Here is a 17,185-nt window from a genome sequence, read left to right as displayed (position 1 = left end):
TGACTACATAAATCTTGCTACTAAATATCCACTGCAAGGAATAAAAACATATTTTAATTAAGAACTTTTAACCGGACATTAGTATATTATGATCAGCATTCATAAAGCCATCTAATGAAGAAGACACTAAGCTCCGTGTTAACCAGAAAGTCAATCCCGATAAAATATGCTTTAACCGCAGCATTTTTATTCTGCATACAATTTTCATTCGCTCAGAAGAACGGATCCTGGCTGCAGTTTACACCTCCTGCAGGGCAGGCGAATGGAAAGCATATTGTTCTGGTGGGCGGTGATGAAGAATACCGTTCTGAAGAATATTTGCCGATGCTTGCAAAAATATTATCTGCCCGTCATGGCTTTCGCACGACCGTGCTTTTTGCTATTGACCCGGAAACGCAGCTCATCGACCCGAATTACAGCCAGAACATCCCGGGTCTTGAATTCCTTTCTTCTGCCGACCTGATGATTATTGGCAGCAGGTTCAGGGAACTTCCTGATCAGCAGATGGAGCATATTCACAATTACCTGTTTGCGGGTAAGCCTGTCATCGGACTGAGAACAGCAACACACGCTTTCCACTATAGCCGGAATCCTGATAATAAATATGCAAAGTATGGTTATAAAAGTATGGTTAAAGGATGGGAAGGTGGTTTCGGTAAACGCATATTGGGAGAAAATTGGGTAAACCATCATGGTACCCATACCAAGCAGGGCACCCGGGCCTTAATAAACGGGCTTGAAGCAGCTGATGCCAACCCGATCTTAAAGGGTGTTAACGATATATGGACTTCAACAGATGTGTATGGCATTAAAAGCCTGCCATCCAATTCTAATGTGCTCCTATGGGGGCAGATAACAGACGGTATGACCCCATCAGCCGCGGGTGTCTGGACAAAATCCATCATGCCGATCGCCTGGACCAGGACCTATTTGAGTGAATCGGGAAAGACCGGCCGGGTTTTTACAACGACAATGGGTGCTGCTACTGATTTTGCCAGCGAGGATCTGAGGCGACTCGTGATTAATGCCTCTTACTGGGCTGTTGGTCTGGAGAAAAGCATACCTGCGAGAAGCAATGTGAATTTTGTTGGTATCTATGAACCGACTATGTTCAGCATGAACGGTTTCAAAAAGAATAAGAAGCCTGCTGATTACAAGTAAACGACCTGCAGCTTCCGTTTATAACACCCTGTTATACTTTCTGAAATATAGTATTACCAATATGAAAAAAAGTATCAGATTATCCTGGGAATGCAGGCTAAATTTGAGTTAGGAGTTCCTTTGCACAATTTTTTGCTCATCATTATGATCAACTATTAGTTTGATTCAAAACGAGCAAATAGTCAGATTGTAATTTTAGATACTTGAGCAGTCAGATCTTAAAGACTCTATTAAAAAACTAATTAAGTGTATACTGAGGATGAAAAAGAGCTATTGATTCAACTCCGTGACGGGAGCTGTCAGGCCTTGGATTATTTCTATCATCAATATAGTCTGAGGATCTATAGAAAGGTTCTTAAGATGGTGCGTGTTGAAGTAATCGCTGAAGAACTGATGCAGGATGTCTTCGTCAAGATATGGGACCGACGCCAGGGCATTGATCCGGACCAGTCGTTTAAGTCTTACCTGTACACAATCGCACAAAACCTTGTTTATGACTTTTATCGCAAGTTGGCCCGGGAGGAGAAACTCCAGGGATTAATTAAATCTGCCAACTCAGAGATGTATGTGCATGTAGAAGAGGAAATTTTCCTAAAGGAAACGAATGAAATACTGAATAAAGCCATAAACAATTTACCATCGCAGCAGAAGCTTGTTTTTACATTGTGCAAACTGGAGGGAAAAAGCTATGAAGACGCAGGTGCTGCATTAGGAATTTCTTCATCCACTATTAACGGTCATATAGTTAAAGCGACCAGAAGCGTGAAAGGGTACATCTTCAGGGAACAGAATGCTCTCTTTTTCTTTATCTTCTCACTGGTCCTGACCAGTTTCTAAACTTCCTTGTCTTTCCGAATATTTTTTTGTCCTCCAGGTAGATGGCGGACTAATCTCATGCGTAATAGCAATAAAAAGAATTATTGTTTTGCAAAATCGAGAACAACTAGTACCACTTTATCAGAAGTTTTTAAGCGGGGAGTGTACCGATGCGGAATTAAATTTACTGTTCCTGCATTTTAAGATCACCAGTTTAGAAGACCTGAATAAACTGATCAGGCAGGAACTGGACTCAGTTGATGATCCGTCTGATGTCACATTCGAAGAACTTACAAGGCTTGCAAAAGTTCACGACAAGATCAAGGCGGATATTGACTTGGGAACCATAGAAAAATCGTCGTCTTATATCTACAAACGCTCATTGTACAGCCTGATGGCAGCTGCTGCAATCGTGATTTTTGCGTCTCTGGGTATTATGTTGTATTCGCATCGAGACGAGGTAAAACCTCAGCATCTTGCAAAAGCTGAAGTGGTAGAGGATGTTCTACCAGGCGGCAATAAGGCATTTTTAACTCTGGCAAACGGAACGAAATTATCGTTGACTGATGCTAATGATGGCGAGCTGGCCAGACAGGCAGGGATTAGCATCGTAAAAACCGAAGACGGACAGCTGGTATACACTGTAGGCAATTCAGCCAAGGAGGCTGCTAATGCTGCCTTATTTAATACCATAGAAACACCTCGCGGAGGACAGTATCAAATAAACTTGCCTGATGGTTCCCGGATCTGGCTGAATGCTGCCTCTTCCTTACGTTATCCGGTGGCATTTGCAGGTAATGAGCGTAAAGTTGAATTAACTGGTGAGGCTTATTTCGAGATTGCTGAAAATAAGACTATGCCTTTTAAGGTAATTAGTCATAAGCAGGTGGTTGAAGTATTGGGAACCCATTTTAATATAAACGCCTACCCGGAAGAGGTATCGGTTAAGACTACCTTGCTGGAGGGCAGTGTGAAGGTACGCTCGGGAAATAATACCGTAAAATTGCGACCAGGCCAGCAATCGCTGATAGATCAAACCATTGCTGTAACGGAGGCAGATATTTCCGAATCAGTAGCCTGGAAGAACGGGAAGACACAATTTTCCAATGCAGACATTAAGACTATCATGCGAATGCTTTCGCGCTGGTATGATGTAGAAGTTGAATACCAAGGTGAGATGATCGGAACCGGGTTCGGAGGATCTGTATCGAGGTCTAAGAATATTTCCGAGATTTTGAAATTGCTGGAATTAACCGGTGACGTTCATTTTAAAATACAAGGAAGGAGGGTTACGGTGATGCCTTAGACTTTTACACTCGTTTTAGGTGGAGCCCAAAAAAACCGGAGGTGGTGGTACACCTCCGGCGAAGTATGGGTTTATGCCTTATAATATTGATTGACACAAGATTGTTAACTAAAACCCAAACAAAGATATGAAATTTTATGATTGTGGTCCCGCCGGAGAATTCCGGAGGATAAGTAGGGCCAGGCTGAATTTAGATAACGGTATTTCGTTTTTGAATCCGGCACTTAAACGCAAAATTATTATGAGGATTAATATTGTCCTGATCTTAATGGCAACAGCTTTACTGCAGGTTAGTGCATCAACGTATGCTCAGAAAATAACCCTGACTAAAAATAATGCGTCAATTGTTGATGTTTTCAAGGCAATCCAGGCACAAAGTGATTATGATTTTATCTATTCAAACCGTCTGGTTACCAAAGCAGGAAAGATCAATATTCATGTGGCGGACGCCCCTCTTTTGGAAGTGCTTGAAATATGCTTTAAGAACCAGCCTTTCACCTACTCTATTAAGGATCGGACGATCGTTATTAAAGAACTGGAACGTCCCGCTCCGAAGCCGCAAATAGCGGATGAAAACCAAAAGATCGATATCTCAGGAAAAGTTACCGATAAAAACGGGCTTCCTGTGCCCGGTGTAAGTGTTAAATATAAAGGAAGCGGTTCGGGGGCGGTTACTGATGCGGACGGAAATTACAGACTCACGACACCCGCCGGACAGGGGATACTTGTATTTTCGTCAATAGGATATGCTACCCAGGAGGTAAATATGAACAACCGGACGAGAATCGATGTAGTACTGGCAGAGGATATGCAGGGGCTGGCCGAGGTACTGGTGGTAGGCTACGGTACCCAAAAGAAAGAGAATTTAACAGGTGCGGTAAGCCAGATCACATCAGAACGCCTGGAAAACAGGGCGGTAACCAATATTGATCAGGCCCTGCAGGGAGTTGCGCCTGGCCTGAATATTTCTACGAACCCTAGTCTTGGAGGTGAAGCCAACGCAAATATGGGCATCAATATACGGGGAATTGGCTCCCTTTCAGGCGGTTCCCCATACATTCTTGTTGACGGCGCTCCTATGGATCTGAATAGTGTTAATCCGAATGATGTGGAATCGATATCTGTACTTAAAGACGCAGCGTCGACCGCAATCTACGGATCAAGGGCTGCGTATGGTGTTATTTTGATCACTACCAAATCAGGCAAATTAAACGAACAGATGAAGGTAAGCTATAATAATAGCTTTGCCATGGCGCAGCCTACGTATCTCCCCGGCTTCGTTAATTCCCTGACATTTGCCAATAGTATAAACGAAGCGGCAACCAATTCTGGCCAGAACAGGATATTTAACGATGAAACCCTTGCCAGGATCGTTAAATATCAGGCCGATCCCGTTAATACTCCCTCGATGGTAAAAAATCCCAGTGACCCTAATGGGTGGGGATACTGGAACCTGGGAAATGCCAATACGGACTGGTATGATGTACTTTATAAAGACTGGGCTCTATCGCAACGGCATAATGCAGGGATAAGCGGCGGTTCTAAGAATACAAACTACTACGTTGGCTTGGGCTGGTTGAGTGAGCCGGGTAAACTGAACTTTGCTGATGAACAATTTCAAAGATATAATCTGACTTCAAATATCTCCATGAAGGTTACTGAGAAGTTTACCGTATCAGTGAAAGCCAAACTTAACCGGAGTTATCAAAAATATTTTCAATCACAGATTGCAAGCGACAGACAGAGTTTCTTCTCAAGTTTGGGAATATCATGGCCAACGGATCCGGTTTATACTCCCAATGGGGATTTTGCGATGGACAAGAACCAACCCCCGGTTTTGGCAAATGGTGGCAGTGATAAGCAGTACATTACCGATTTATGGCTAAACCCTTCATTTGAATTGAAACTGGCTAAAAACTGGAAGGTTAACGGTGATGTCAGCTTTAATACAAATAGTTACAGAAGGAGTGATCATAGAAAAGTTATTTGGGGATTAGCCACTGATGGGGTAACGCCTATTAAGCATTATAGCCAAAACTGGAACAGAATGTTCCAGGAATTATCCTATAATGAATATTTCACTTCTAACGTGTATTCAGAATATACCAGGCAGATTAAAAATCATTCCTTCGCTGTAATGCTGGGCGGGCAAGCTGAACTGTCCAACGACCTGGTTCTTAACGGCTGGCGCAGGGACTTGATCAGTGAAGAGGTACCTGCGATCAGCACCGCGATAGGTGATAAGGACGTGGATGAAAACATGTCGCATTGGTCTACTCTGGGCACATTTATGCGATTTTCATATAATTTCAGTGAAAAGTATCTCCTTGAGCTAAACGGAAGGTATGACGGGTCGTCGCGGTTCCAAAGCGGCAGGAGATGGGGCTTCTTCCCGTCTGCTTCGGTTGGGTATAATATCTCGAAAGAGAAATTCTGGGAGCCTGTATCCAATGTTGTAAATGCACTGAAGCTCCGCGCATCTTACGGCTCGCTGGGCAACCAGAACGTTGCCAACTATCTGCACGTGGAGACCGTTCCGGTACAGACTAATTTGCCCTGGATAATTGATGGAAAGCGGCCGGTATATACTACCGTACCCTCTAACAGAAGCCTTGGCTTAACCTGGGAGACATCTAAGACCCTCAATTTCGGTATTGATGCCGAAGCTCTTAATAACCGCTTAGGTTTTACTTTAGACTGGTATAACCGGAAGACGGAAAATATGTTCGGGCCGGGAGAATCTGTGCCGGCTATTTACGGAGCGAGTGTTCCGCTGAATAACAACGCTACCCTGGAAACAAAAGGTATCGAACTCGCTATTAACTGGAGACAATCGGTAAACAATAATCTGAACTATAATATAGGGTTAGTGCTTTCAGATAACAAAACAGTAATTACGAAATATAATAATCCGACCAACTTTATAGGTAACTTCTATAACGGCCAGAATTACGGCGAGGTATGGGGCTATGAAACTGCAGGACTGTTTCAAACTGACGCGGAAGCAGCCGCGGGGCCTAACCAGGCCAGTCTGTATAGCAGGTGGGGCGCAGGTGATGTAAGGTATAAGGATCTGAACGGTGACGGGAAAATTACTAATGGCAATCAGACGCTGGCTAATCCTGGGGACATGAAAGTGATTGGAAATACTTCTCCCAGGTATTTATTCGGAATAAACGGAAGCGTAAGTTATAAGTTATTCGACTTCTCTATGTTCTTGCAGGGTGTAGGAAAAAGAGATCTGTGGATGTCCAGCCAATTTTTCTACGGCTTCGGCGGATCCTGGACCAGTACGATCATTCCTGCACATACGCTGGATTACTGGAGTCCGTCCAATACCGATTCTTATTTCGCCAGACCATACCTGACTGCAGAAAACTTCAAGAATCAGCAGGTTCAGTCCAGGTATCTTCAGAATGCCGCTTACATGCGTCTGAAGAATATTCAACTTGGGTTCTCATTACCTACACAAATATCCAGAAGGGTGGGTATTCAAAAAGCCAGGTTTTATGTAGGAGGTGAAAATGTATTTACGTTTTCAAAAATGATGGAATCATTTGATCCTGAAACAAACGTAAGATCGGCTGCAGGCACTCCTGTATATCCGCTATCCCGCGCATTTGTAGGTGGTCTAAACATTACATTTTAAATTTTACAGTCATGAAAATCTATAATTTATATATCATCCTGTTTATTCTTGTTCTGGGTTCATGTAAGGAGGAGTTCCTGGATAAGCAACCATTGGATGCCGTATCCGGCGATGTGTATTGGAAAACTGCTGCGGACCTGGAAATGTATGTGAACCAGTATTACACGGTGTTTCCAAATGAAACCAGGAACGATATGAACCTGCTGGACGGTAATAGCGATAATCTGATCTTGGTTGGGTTTAACCCAACTTTAGCAGGAACCCGTATCGTACCGGCTTCAGGTGGTGCATGGTCGTCGTCGTGGACTAACATAAGAAGCGTAAACTACTTCCTTCAAAATTACAAAAGAGTATCCGCACCTGCAGCTTCGATTAACCAATTTATAGGGGAAGCTTATTTTTTCCGGGCTTACTTTTACTTTGCATTGGTGCGCGATTACGGGGATGTGCCCTGGGTAAATAAGCCCCTGGATCAAAATTCCAGCGAGCTGCAAATGGCCAGGACACCGCGCAACGTAGTGGTCGATTCAGTTTTAGCCGACCTGGACAAAGCCGTCCTGTTAATGAAGGGTAAAGGCCAGGCTTCTGCGTCGCGCTTAAACAGCCAGGTGGCAAAATTGCTCAAATCCCGGGTTGCGCTTTTTGAAGGTACCTGGGAGAAATATCACGCGGGAACTCCTTTTGGAGTGACAGGTTCTGACGGCAGGAAATATCTGGAACTGGCCCGTAATGCTGCAAAGCAACTTATTGATGGCGGAGATTATAATGTTTATACCTCTGGCAATCCCAGGAACAGCTATGCTTACCTGTTCGGACAGAATGATTACAGTAGTAATCCAGAGGTGATGCTCTGGAAGAAATGGGATGCAAGCCTTGGATTGGTTCGCTGGGCTCCAAGTATATGGGGAATGGGTATGGGTGTTACGAAAGATATGGTAGATAGCTATTTATCAATAGACGGTATGCCTATATCCAGAAGCCCGCTGTATGCCGGTGATGCAAACCTGACCAATGTTGTGAAAAACAGAGACCCGCGTCTGGCACAAAGTATCTGGGTTCCCGGTGATGCGCTTAATATTCTCGGCGCTAATGATACCACGTTCTTTAAAAGAGCGGACCTTCATCAAACAGGTTCTTATTTGAACGTAACCGGGTACCAATTAAAAAAACACTCAAACGCATGGGGTGAAAACTTGAAGCAAAATTATTACCAGTCGCAGATTGGTTCAATCATTTTCAGATACGCTGAGGCCTTGCTGAACTATGCAGAGGCCCGTGCTGAGTTGGGAGAGATTACCCAGGCAGATGTAGACCTGACAATAAATAAATTGCGAGACCGCGTTGGAATGGCACGTTTGCAATTGAATGGTATCACAAATGACCCTAACTGGGATTTCCCTTCTTTATCACCTATCATAAATGAGGTTAGAAGGGAAAGAAGAGTTGAGCTGGCTTTTGAAGGATTAAGGCTGCAAGATTTCCTGAGATGGCGGGCACATCACTTAATTGTGAACAAAAGATCGTTGGGGGCGAGGTTCGTTCAGGCCGATTTCCCGGAAATGAAACCAGGTACTAATATTTACCTGGATGCAAACGGATACATAGATCCTTATTTAAAAGCACTGCCCGCGGGATATGGCTTTAAACCGGAGCGGGATTACTTAAATCCACTTGCATCATTAGAGCTTACATTAAATAAAAACTATAAACAAAATCCGGGGTGGTAGAAATCAGGTATGAGGTATCAGGTTTGAGCGGCCTGATACCTCATACCTGACACCGATAAGAATCTGTAAATAAAAACGTATGAAAAAACTACTACTGTTTCTCTGTATTTTATCAATGCTGGTGTTGGGCATGTTTGCGTTTACCGGGGAAGTAAATGATGAAGGCGACTGGCCGGCATATCTTGGAGGCTCAGAAATGAATCATTATTCTAAGCTGGATCAGATAAACAGATCGAACGTTAACCGGCTTGAAGTCGCCTGGCAATATAACACAGGTGACTCAGGAGTGTTCCAGTGTAATCCGATAATTATCAAAGGAGTACTTTATGGGATCTCTGCAGCAGGTAATGTATTTGCCTTAAATGGGGCGACCGGCGAAGAGAAGTGGCGATTTAATCCCGATACCGTTAAACGATTTCTTGTTAACCGGGGGGTGACCTACTGGGAGGATGGCGCGGATAAGCGTATATTATGCAGTTATGATCAGTGGTTATATGCCCTCGACGCGAAGACGGGGAAGCCTGTTAAAGAGTTTGGCAACAATGGCCGGGTAAGCTTAAAATCTGGCCTTGGTAAACCTGAAGCCCTGGAAAAGAAGTATCTGATGTCGAGAACCCCGGGTACCATCTACAAAGACCTGCTCATTATGCCAACTGTGATGATGGAAAGCGCCGGAGCCGCACCTGGCTTTATTCAAGCCTTCAATGTCAGGACCGGAAAGATAGCATGGGTTTTTCATACGATACCCTTGCCAGGCGAGTTTGGTCATGACACCTGGCCTGCGGACGTACATGACAAGGGAATTGTGGGCGGTGCGAATAACTGGACCGGAATGGCGATCGATAAGAAACGGGGTATTGTTTACGCGCCTACCGGATCGGCAGCTCCGGATTTTTTTGGCGGGAGCAGGAAAGGAGCAAACTTATTTGCCAGCACGCTGCTTGCCTTAGATGTTAATACGGGTAAGAGGATCTGGCACTATCAATTCGTAAGACATGATATCTGGGATAGGGATATCCCTTCACCACCAAACTTGATAACCATAAAAAGGAATGGCAAAAGCATGGATGTCGTTGCCCAGTTTACAAAATCCGGTCATGTTTTTGTGTTCGACAGAAAAACAGGGAAACCAATTTTCCCGATCGAAGACGTCGCAGTACCAAAATCACCGGTTGCAGAGGAGGAGGCCTGGCCGACGCAACCTCTGCCAACTATACCGGCCCCGGTCTCCAGAAATTTGATCACCGAATCAGATCTTCATAAATCCTCTCCGGATTATGATTCTCTGCTCCAGGTATATAGAGGAACTGTGAGGGGTATATTTCATCCGCTGAGCGATAAACCCACACTGGTAGTGCCCGGGCTTAATGGCGGAGCAGAGTGGGGCGGAGCTGCGGCAGATAAGGATGGTATTTTATATGTCAATTCTAACGAAGTTCCCTGGATTGTTACTATTAAATCAAACACAAACCTGGGCGAAATGAGCCGGGGACAGGCGATGTATGTGCAAAACTGCAGTCCCTGCCATGGTGTAGATAGATTTGGAAATCCGGCAAGCGGCTTTCCTGCGCTGAAAACTATCAAAAACACGTTAAAGAAAACAGAAGTTTACGAGATTATAGCCACAGGTAAAGGAAAGATGCCAGGATTCCCGCAAATTTCGAGTGAGGACAGAAATGCGATCATAAGCTATCTGTTTGATGATGAAAGCGCCAAGGATAAAGCAGCTTCGGCGAAGGATGTATTCAGTGCTGTGGAGCCCTGGGACCTGAAAGGTTACAGTAAATTTCTGGATAGCAACGGCGATCCGGGTATTAAGCCACCCTGGGGAATCCTGACAGCCGTCGACCTGAATACTGGCTTACATAAATGGAAAGTGCCGTTGGGAGATGTTAAAAAATATAAAGACCAGGGACTTCCCCCGACCGGTACCGAAAATTATGGGGGCCCGGTAGTGACGGCCAGTGGTTTAATCTTCATTGCGGCTACAAAGGACGGTAAGTTCCGGGTATTCGATAAAATCAACGGGAAACTATTGTGGGAAGCTGACCTTCCAACAGCGGGCTATGCAACACCGAGCACTTACATGGTCGATGGGGTCCAATATGTTGTTGTGGCCTGCGGTGGAACAAGGCTCGGCGCCGAAAAAGGCGACCATGTTGTTGCTTTTAAACTTGGTAAATAAGGAGGATCAGGAATCACAAATTAAGAATCAAGAATCAAGAACCAAGAACCAAAACCAAGACTACCCTGCTCATATCTCACACTTCAAACCTCATGTCTCAAAAAATACAACAATGAACAAACAAGCAAACCCTTTTTTAAACAGAAGCTCAATTTTTATGAAGTACGTCTTAACCGGCATTTTAATCCTGTGTATGCACGTCGCATTCGCGCAGAAAACCGGTCCATGGCTGCAGTTTTCACCCCCTGCCGGACAGGCGAACGGAAAGCACATCGTCCTTATCGGGGGGGATGAAGCATACCGTTCTGAAGAATCACTGCCTATGCTGGCTAAAATATTATCTGAGCGGCACGGCTTCCGCACAACAGTACTATTCTCTATCAACCCGGAAACCCAATTCGTAGATCCGAATTATCATCAGAATATTCCCGGACTGGAGTTTCTCGCAGCTGCCGATCTGATGATCATAGCTACGAGGTTCAGGGAACTGCCCGATGATCAGATGGAGCATATTCACAGGTATCTGGTTGCAGGTAAGCCGGTAATCGGCCTGAGAACTGCTACCCACGCTTTCTATTATAAACGTGACCCGAATAATAAGTATGCAAAGTATGGGTTCAGAAGTACCACCGAAGGATGGGAAGGCGGATTTGGTAAACGCATACTCGGGGAGAATTGGGTAAATCATCATGGTGCAAATGCCAAGGAGGGAACCCGTGCATTGATAAGCGGTCTTGAGGTTGCCGATGCAAATCCTATATTAAAGGGTATCAATGATATCTGGACTACGACGGAAGTTTATGGGATTAAGAGCCTGCCTGCTAACTCAAAGATTCTTCTATGGGGACAGGGAACGGAAGGCTTAACCGCAACCAGCCCGGCCATCTGGACCAAAACTATCATGCCGCTTGCCTGGACAAGGACTTATTTAAGTGAGTCAGGAAGGGTGGGCAGGGTTTTCACAACCACCACGGGTGCAGCGATTGATTTTATAAGTGAAGATCTGCGTCGCTTGGTGGTTAATGCTTCATACTGGGCCGTGGGCCTGGAGAAAAACATACCAGAGAAGAGCAATGTGGATTATGTAGGAACTTACGAACCCACCATGTTCGGAATGGAAGGATTCAAGAAGGGTAAAAAGCCTGTGGATTTTAAATAGAATAAAGTACCATGGATCTTACCGACTAATAGTATTTGCCGGAAAGAAGTCTTCTGGTACTCATGATCACGTCCTTTTGAATACGCATTTCAATAATGCACTTGCAGTAAATCGACCCTCAGACGATTCTGGCAGCGATAATTTTAACAAGAAACCTGATTTATCGATAAATCAGGTTTCTTGGAATATAGTATTATGAATGTAAATATAAGTACTGGAATGAGGCTTGTTCTAAGGTTAAATTTGATTTCACCTTAAACAATAATTAATTATGAAAAGTATTTTACTACTATTTCTCGTACTGTTTAGTACCTCGTACTATGCAAGTGCACAAAGTCGAACTGTTACTGGAAAAGTAACTGATTCGAAAGGAGAAACTCTTCCCGGAGTTAGTATTAAACTAAAGGGAACCTCTGCGGGGGTTAGCTCGGGCACGGACGGAAGATTTTCAATCAATGTACCGGATAACAACAGTACGTTGGTAGTTACCTACATCGGTTTTGTAACCCAGGAAGTTGCTGTAAACAATCAAACTTCAGTTGATATCACTTTGGTCAGCGATCAACAGGCATTAGATGAAGTGGTTGTTGTGGGTTTTGGTACACAAAAGAAAGTGAACCTGACAGGGTCGGTGGCTTCAGTATCTGCTGAACAACTGGAAAAGAGAGCGGCAACAAAATCGTCACTTGTATTACAAGGACAGATGAGCGGTATCCAGGTGCGGCAAGGTGGAGGTAACCCGGCTAATAACGGGGCTTCCCTGGTTGTCAGAGGGCAAGGTACATTCAGTGGCGCCGGTAATAGCCCGCTCGTTCTGGTTGACGGGATAGAGGGGTCGCTTGACCTTGTTGACCCTAACGATATTCAGAGTGTTTCTGTTTTGAAAGACGCGGCATCTGCGGCCATCTTTGGATCCAAAGCTGCGAACGGAGTTATCCTGGTTGAAACGAAAAGAGGCGTTGTTGGCAAGCCGGTATTTACCTATAATACTTATGTAGGTAAGTCAGAAGCTACAATGGTTCCGGAGATGATCAACTCATGGGAATACGCAGAGGTAATTAATCAGGTCTTTGTGGATGCCGGCGCAGCTAAAAGATATTCTGATGCCGATATCGCGAAATTCAGATCAGGTGAAGATCCGGTTAACTTTCCAAATTTTGACCACATCGGTAATTTATTCAATTCAGGCAATGGGATTTCCAACCGTCACGATATAGGTGTTCGCGGGGGATCTGAGCAAACGCAGTATATGTTTTCATTAGGCTATTATAATGAAAACGGTATCATTACCAAAAACAATGCAAATCGTTATAATATTCGTACGAACCTTGATACGAGGCTAAATGATAAACTAAGGTTCAGCCTTAAGCTCGCCGGAAATTTAAACAAGAATGGTCAGCCGTCAGGGATCGGCGGCGGTGGTCTCGGTAATATAGTGGGTGGTGCAATGCGTAATGCAAATACTATCCCGGGAAGAACGCCGGATGGCTTTTACGGTAGAAATGAAACTCTTCATCCCGAAGCAGATTTGGAAAGCGCTTCATTTCGGAATAATAGAAGCACTAATTTTATTACTAACGGAAGCGTAATATGGGATGTATTCAAAGATCTGAAGGTTACAGGACAGTTGGGATATACATATGGAAATTTTCAAACAAAAGCGTATACTGCGAAATACGCCATCACTCCAACCTATGGTAATGCGTTAAATAGTTTAAGAGAAGATTGGTCTGAAAGTACCGCACTTACCTTACAAACTCTTGTCGAGTATAACAAAAAAGTGAAAGATCACACATTTTATGTGCTCGGTGGAGTTTCAGGTCAGACTTTTGACGGTAGAGGTCTTGGTGCTTTCAGAGACGCGTTTCCGAATAATAGTATTTATGAAATTAACGCTGGATCAACTGCTCGTGGAACGCAGACAGGAAGTGCATCACGAAATACCCTACAGTCTTATTTCGGGCGATTCAATTACAATTTCCGTGAGAAGTATCTGTTCGAGGCGAATGCCAGGTATGATGGATCATCCCGTTTCCCGAAAGACAGCAGATGGGGGTTATTTCCTTCGTTCTCAGCAGCTTGGCGGGTATCGCAAGAAGGCTTCTTCAAAGATGCGATATCATTCTTAAGCGATCTTAAACTTCGTGCTTCATGGGGACAGCTAGGAAATCAATCTATTGGAAATTATCCTTACCAGGATCTGTTGTCACTCGCACCGGTTTACCCTTTCGGCAGTACGTTAAGTGCGGGTGCTGCGGTTACCACGATAGCTAATAAAGACATTACCTGGGAAACCACAACCATCAATAACGTCGGGGTTGATCTGGGCATGTTTAACAATAAGTTGTCGCTTTCAGCTGATTATTTTGTAAAGACCACTGAGGATATTCTTTATAGTGTATCTGTTTCCAGCACATTAGGTGCGACCCCGTCGTTGGCTAATGCCGGATCAGTTGAAAACAGAGGATGGGATTTTAACCTTAATTACAGGAATAATATTGGAGATTTTTCTTATGGCGTCTCTGCTATCTTATCACTTGTCGATAATAAGGTGACCAAACTAACAAATATTAATCAGGATATTGCCAGAGGATTATTTGTTGGATATCCTATCGGTAGTACTTACGGCTTCAAAAGTGATGGCTTGTTTGGCAGTAATGCAGATGTTGCCGGTTATCCGACTCAGCCCTTTGCTGATCAGGCGCAAGGCGGAGGAATAAAATATTTAGATATCAGCGGTCCAAATGGTGTGCCTGACGGTGTTGTAAATGCAGCCTATGACAGAACTATCATTGGACAGCCTCTACCTACGTCAACCTATGCACTTACTTTAAACGGAGGATATAAGAACTTCGATTTTAATTTCATGCTGCAGGGAGAGGGCGGAAGAAATGATCAGGTAACTCTGGGCCAGTTTTTCTTTCCTCTTGAAAACAACAGCAACGTGCAACGTGATGCTTATGAGAACCGCTGGACTGCGGCAAATCCAAATCCGAACGCTGCATACCCTAAATTACGTAACATAGCTTCCGGATTTTTTAATACCAACCGTGTTGATTTCTGGTACCGTGATGCAACCTTCTTAAGACTGAAAAATGCTCAAATCGGATATACACTGCCTAAAGGCTTATTGGGCCGAGTGGGTGTAAGCAGTCTACGCTTATATGTTAGCGGTGAGAATTTATTCACCCTTTCTGATTTCTACAAAGGATGGGATCCTGAAATGGTAACCGGTGGTGCTGACTGGTACTACCCGCTTACGAGAATGTATGTTGCAGGTTTAAGTTTGAAATTTTAATCAATCAAAAACGATTATGAAACCATCATGATTTTGCCAAAGCCCGCAGGGGTATGATTATCAAATCATGATTGCTTCATCACCAATAACAAACAAACAAATAAACAGATGAAAATATTTAATAGAATAAGGATAGTAAGCGCAGGCATACTGATTTCTATAGTCAGTCTATCCGGATGTCAAAAAGATCTGCTGGATCAACAGCCACTGACAGACCTGTCGGAGGGTGCGTTTTGGAATAGTGAAGGTGATGCTCTTCTGGCTTTAACGGGGATGTACAACGGGAGTAGCGTAGGTACTGGTAATAACAATGGTAATGAGCTGCTTATCCTGTCAAGTATGACCGATGATTCAGACTATAAAAATAGTAAAGTGGGACTTATTTATAGCGGATACGTGGTTTCCAGTGATGCCCAGGTAGCTGGTTCGATCTGGACAAGGGGTTATCGCACCATTTTTAAGGCCAATTATTTTCTTGCTAATATAGACAAAGTAACCATGGATGCAACGAAGAAAGCCCAGCTGATTGCTGAAGCTAAATTCTTGCGAGCTTACGAGTATTGGCAACTTGCAATGTTTTATGGAGGGGTTCCATTAATTAAGCAAGTTTTAACTGTTGATGAGTCGAAAACCCAGGTCCGTGCTACCCTGGCAGAAGTATCGGATTTTGCTAAAGCTGAGCTGACGGCAGCTGCAAAAGATTTGCCGGCCACCAGACCTGCGAGCGAAAAAGGGCGTATACTGAAAGCCGCAGCACTTGCTGTTAAAGGAAGATTAGAACTCATGGAAAAGAAGTGGGCTGACGCCGCTAAAACCTATAAAGAGATTATTGATCTGAAAGTACATATTATTGACCCTCGTTACAAGGCTATATTCGAAGAAAGAGGAGAAGATACTAAAGAAACTATCTTGTCAACCAATTTCATCGCCGGTCTTTTCGGTAATACCAAAGCTCAGCGTAATTATCTTCCGGACGCTTACGGTGGCTATCAGGAAACTAACGTTTATGAGGAGCTAATAAGCAGCTACTTGATGAAAGACGGATTGCCCATTGAAACATCGCCATTATATGATCCGGCTAAGCCATTCGAGAATCGCGACCCTCGCCTGTATGCTACTGTCTTCCTACCTGGATATACTGTATTTAATGGGAAGCTCTTCACAAGGGCAAACAGCGCAATAGGGACTTTGGTTGGTGCAACCGGATATGGCTGGAAAAAGTATGCTACAGAAGGCTATCTCGGAGATATGGGGTCATCTGGTGACGATGTAATACATATACGCTATGCAGAAGTGCTTTTAAGTTATTTAGAGGCTAAACTTGAAAATAATGAAGCTATCACCCAGGAACTGCTTGATGAGACCATAAACAAAGTCAGGGGCAGGGCAGAAGTAGCTATGCCTGCCGTTACGGAATTGGATCGCGCCAAATTAAGAGAGATAGTGCGCCTTGAAAGGCGCATCGAATTCGCGCTGGAGAAAGATATCCGGTACATGGATATTCGCAGATGGGGTATTTGGTTTACTGTGATGGAACAACAATTCCACGGAATGAAGCTAACCGATACTCCGGAAACTTTTACGGGTGCATCAGTTGAGCTTACAGGAAAATACAGAGGTCACCTGAAGACGATAAATAAAAAAGGAACACATAAACCGGGTTGGGCACTACTCCCTATTCCTTTGACTGAAACTCAGCTGAATCCAAAGTTAATTCAGAACCCTGACCATTGATCAGGAAACATAGGATTTTGTGAAAATTATGCTGTATTGAAAGAAGTATATAGCTTTTCCGGCCTGCATTTGCAGGCCGGAAAAGCTTATAACATGATTGTTTCTGTTCTGACAATTTAATCAAGTTATCAAAATCAATATCATGAAAAG

General features: G+C 43.9%; 9 protein-coding genes. All 9 read left to right on the top strand.

Annotation, left to right across the window (positions count from 1 at the left end; genetic code table 11):
• Window positions 1-114 precede the first annotated feature (114 nt).
• The 9 genes from P2W76_RS10100 to P2W76_RS10060 all read left to right on the top strand — a co-directional run bounded on the left by P2W76_RS10100 (window position 115) and on the right by P2W76_RS10060 (window position 17,035).
• Window positions 115-1,161: a ThuA domain-containing protein gene (locus P2W76_RS10100; protein WP_276347694.1), complete on the top strand. Its 1,047-nt coding sequence runs from the start codon at window positions 115-117 to the stop codon at window positions 1,159-1,161.
• Between the two features lie 246 nt (window positions 1,162-1,407).
• Window positions 1,408-1,998 carry a sigma-70 family RNA polymerase sigma factor gene (locus P2W76_RS10095; RefSeq protein WP_276347693.1) on the top strand — a complete coding sequence of 197 codons (591 nt, stop codon included), beginning with the start codon at window positions 1,408-1,410 and terminating at the stop codon, window positions 1,996-1,998.
• Window positions 1,999-2,086: 88 nt separating this feature from the next.
• Complete coding sequence (locus P2W76_RS10090; RefSeq protein WP_276347692.1) at window positions 2,087-3,283, top strand: FecR family protein; 1,197 nt, start codon at window positions 2,087-2,089, stop codon at window positions 3,281-3,283.
• Between the two features lie 241 nt (window positions 3,284-3,524).
• Window positions 3,525-6,932, top strand: coding sequence for a TonB-dependent receptor (locus P2W76_RS10085; protein WP_276347691.1), 3,408 nt, complete (start codon window positions 3,525-3,527; stop codon window positions 6,930-6,932).
• 11 nt (window positions 6,933-6,943) lie between these two features.
• Window positions 6,944-8,659: a RagB/SusD family nutrient uptake outer membrane protein gene (locus tag P2W76_RS10080; RefSeq protein WP_276347690.1), complete on the top strand. Its 1,716-nt coding sequence runs from the start codon at window positions 6,944-6,946 to the stop codon at window positions 8,657-8,659.
• Window positions 8,660-8,738: 79 nt separating this feature from the next.
• Window positions 8,739-10,844, top strand: coding sequence for a pyrroloquinoline quinone-dependent dehydrogenase (locus P2W76_RS10075; RefSeq protein WP_276347689.1), 2,106 nt, complete (start codon window positions 8,739-8,741; stop codon window positions 10,842-10,844).
• Between the two features lie 193 nt (window positions 10,845-11,037).
• Entirely contained in the window at window positions 11,038-12,003 is a 966-nt protein-coding gene (locus P2W76_RS10070; protein WP_276347688.1) for a ThuA domain-containing protein, read from the top strand.
• A 271-nt stretch (window positions 12,004-12,274) separates the two neighbouring features.
• Window positions 12,275-15,301: a TonB-dependent receptor gene (locus tag P2W76_RS10065; RefSeq protein ID WP_276347687.1), complete on the top strand. Its 3,027-nt coding sequence runs from the start codon at window positions 12,275-12,277 to the stop codon at window positions 15,299-15,301.
• A 108-nt stretch (window positions 15,302-15,409) separates the two neighbouring features.
• Window positions 15,410-17,035, top strand: coding sequence for a RagB/SusD family nutrient uptake outer membrane protein (locus P2W76_RS10060; RefSeq protein ID WP_276347686.1), 1,626 nt, complete (start codon window positions 15,410-15,412; stop codon window positions 17,033-17,035).
• The last annotated feature ends 150 nt before the right edge of the window (window positions 17,036-17,185 follow it).

Source organism: Daejeonella sp. JGW-45 (assembly GCF_029360805.1).
Lineage (GTDB): Bacteria > Bacteroidota > Bacteroidia > Sphingobacteriales > Sphingobacteriaceae > Daejeonella.
The sequence above is the reverse complement of the archived record's forward strand: the minus strand, read 5'-3'. Positions and strand labels throughout refer to the sequence as shown.

Bases quoted from the DNA above. Each gene is read 5' to 3' on its own strand.
- P2W76_RS10100 (WP_276347694.1), top strand. From the start codon at position 115: ATGAAGAAGACACTAAGCTCCGTGTTAACCAGAAAGTCAATCCCGATA.
- P2W76_RS10085 (WP_276347691.1), top strand. From the start codon at position 3,525: ATGAGGATTAATATTGTCCTGATCTTAATGGCAACAGCTTTACTGCAG.
- P2W76_RS10080 (WP_276347690.1), top strand. From the start codon at position 6,944: ATGAAAATCTATAATTTATATATCATCCTGTTTATTCTTGTTCTGGGT.
- P2W76_RS10075 (WP_276347689.1), top strand. From the start codon at position 8,739: ATGAAAAAACTACTACTGTTTCTCTGTATTTTATCAATGCTGGTGTTG.
- P2W76_RS10070 (WP_276347688.1), top strand. From the start codon at position 11,038: ATGCACGTCGCATTCGCGCAGAAAACCGGTCCATGGCTGCAGTTTTCA.
- P2W76_RS10065 (WP_276347687.1), top strand. From the start codon at position 12,275: ATGAAAAGTATTTTACTACTATTTCTCGTACTGTTTAGTACCTCGTAC.
- P2W76_RS10060 (WP_276347686.1), top strand. From the start codon at position 15,410: ATGAAAATATTTAATAGAATAAGGATAGTAAGCGCAGGCATACTGATT.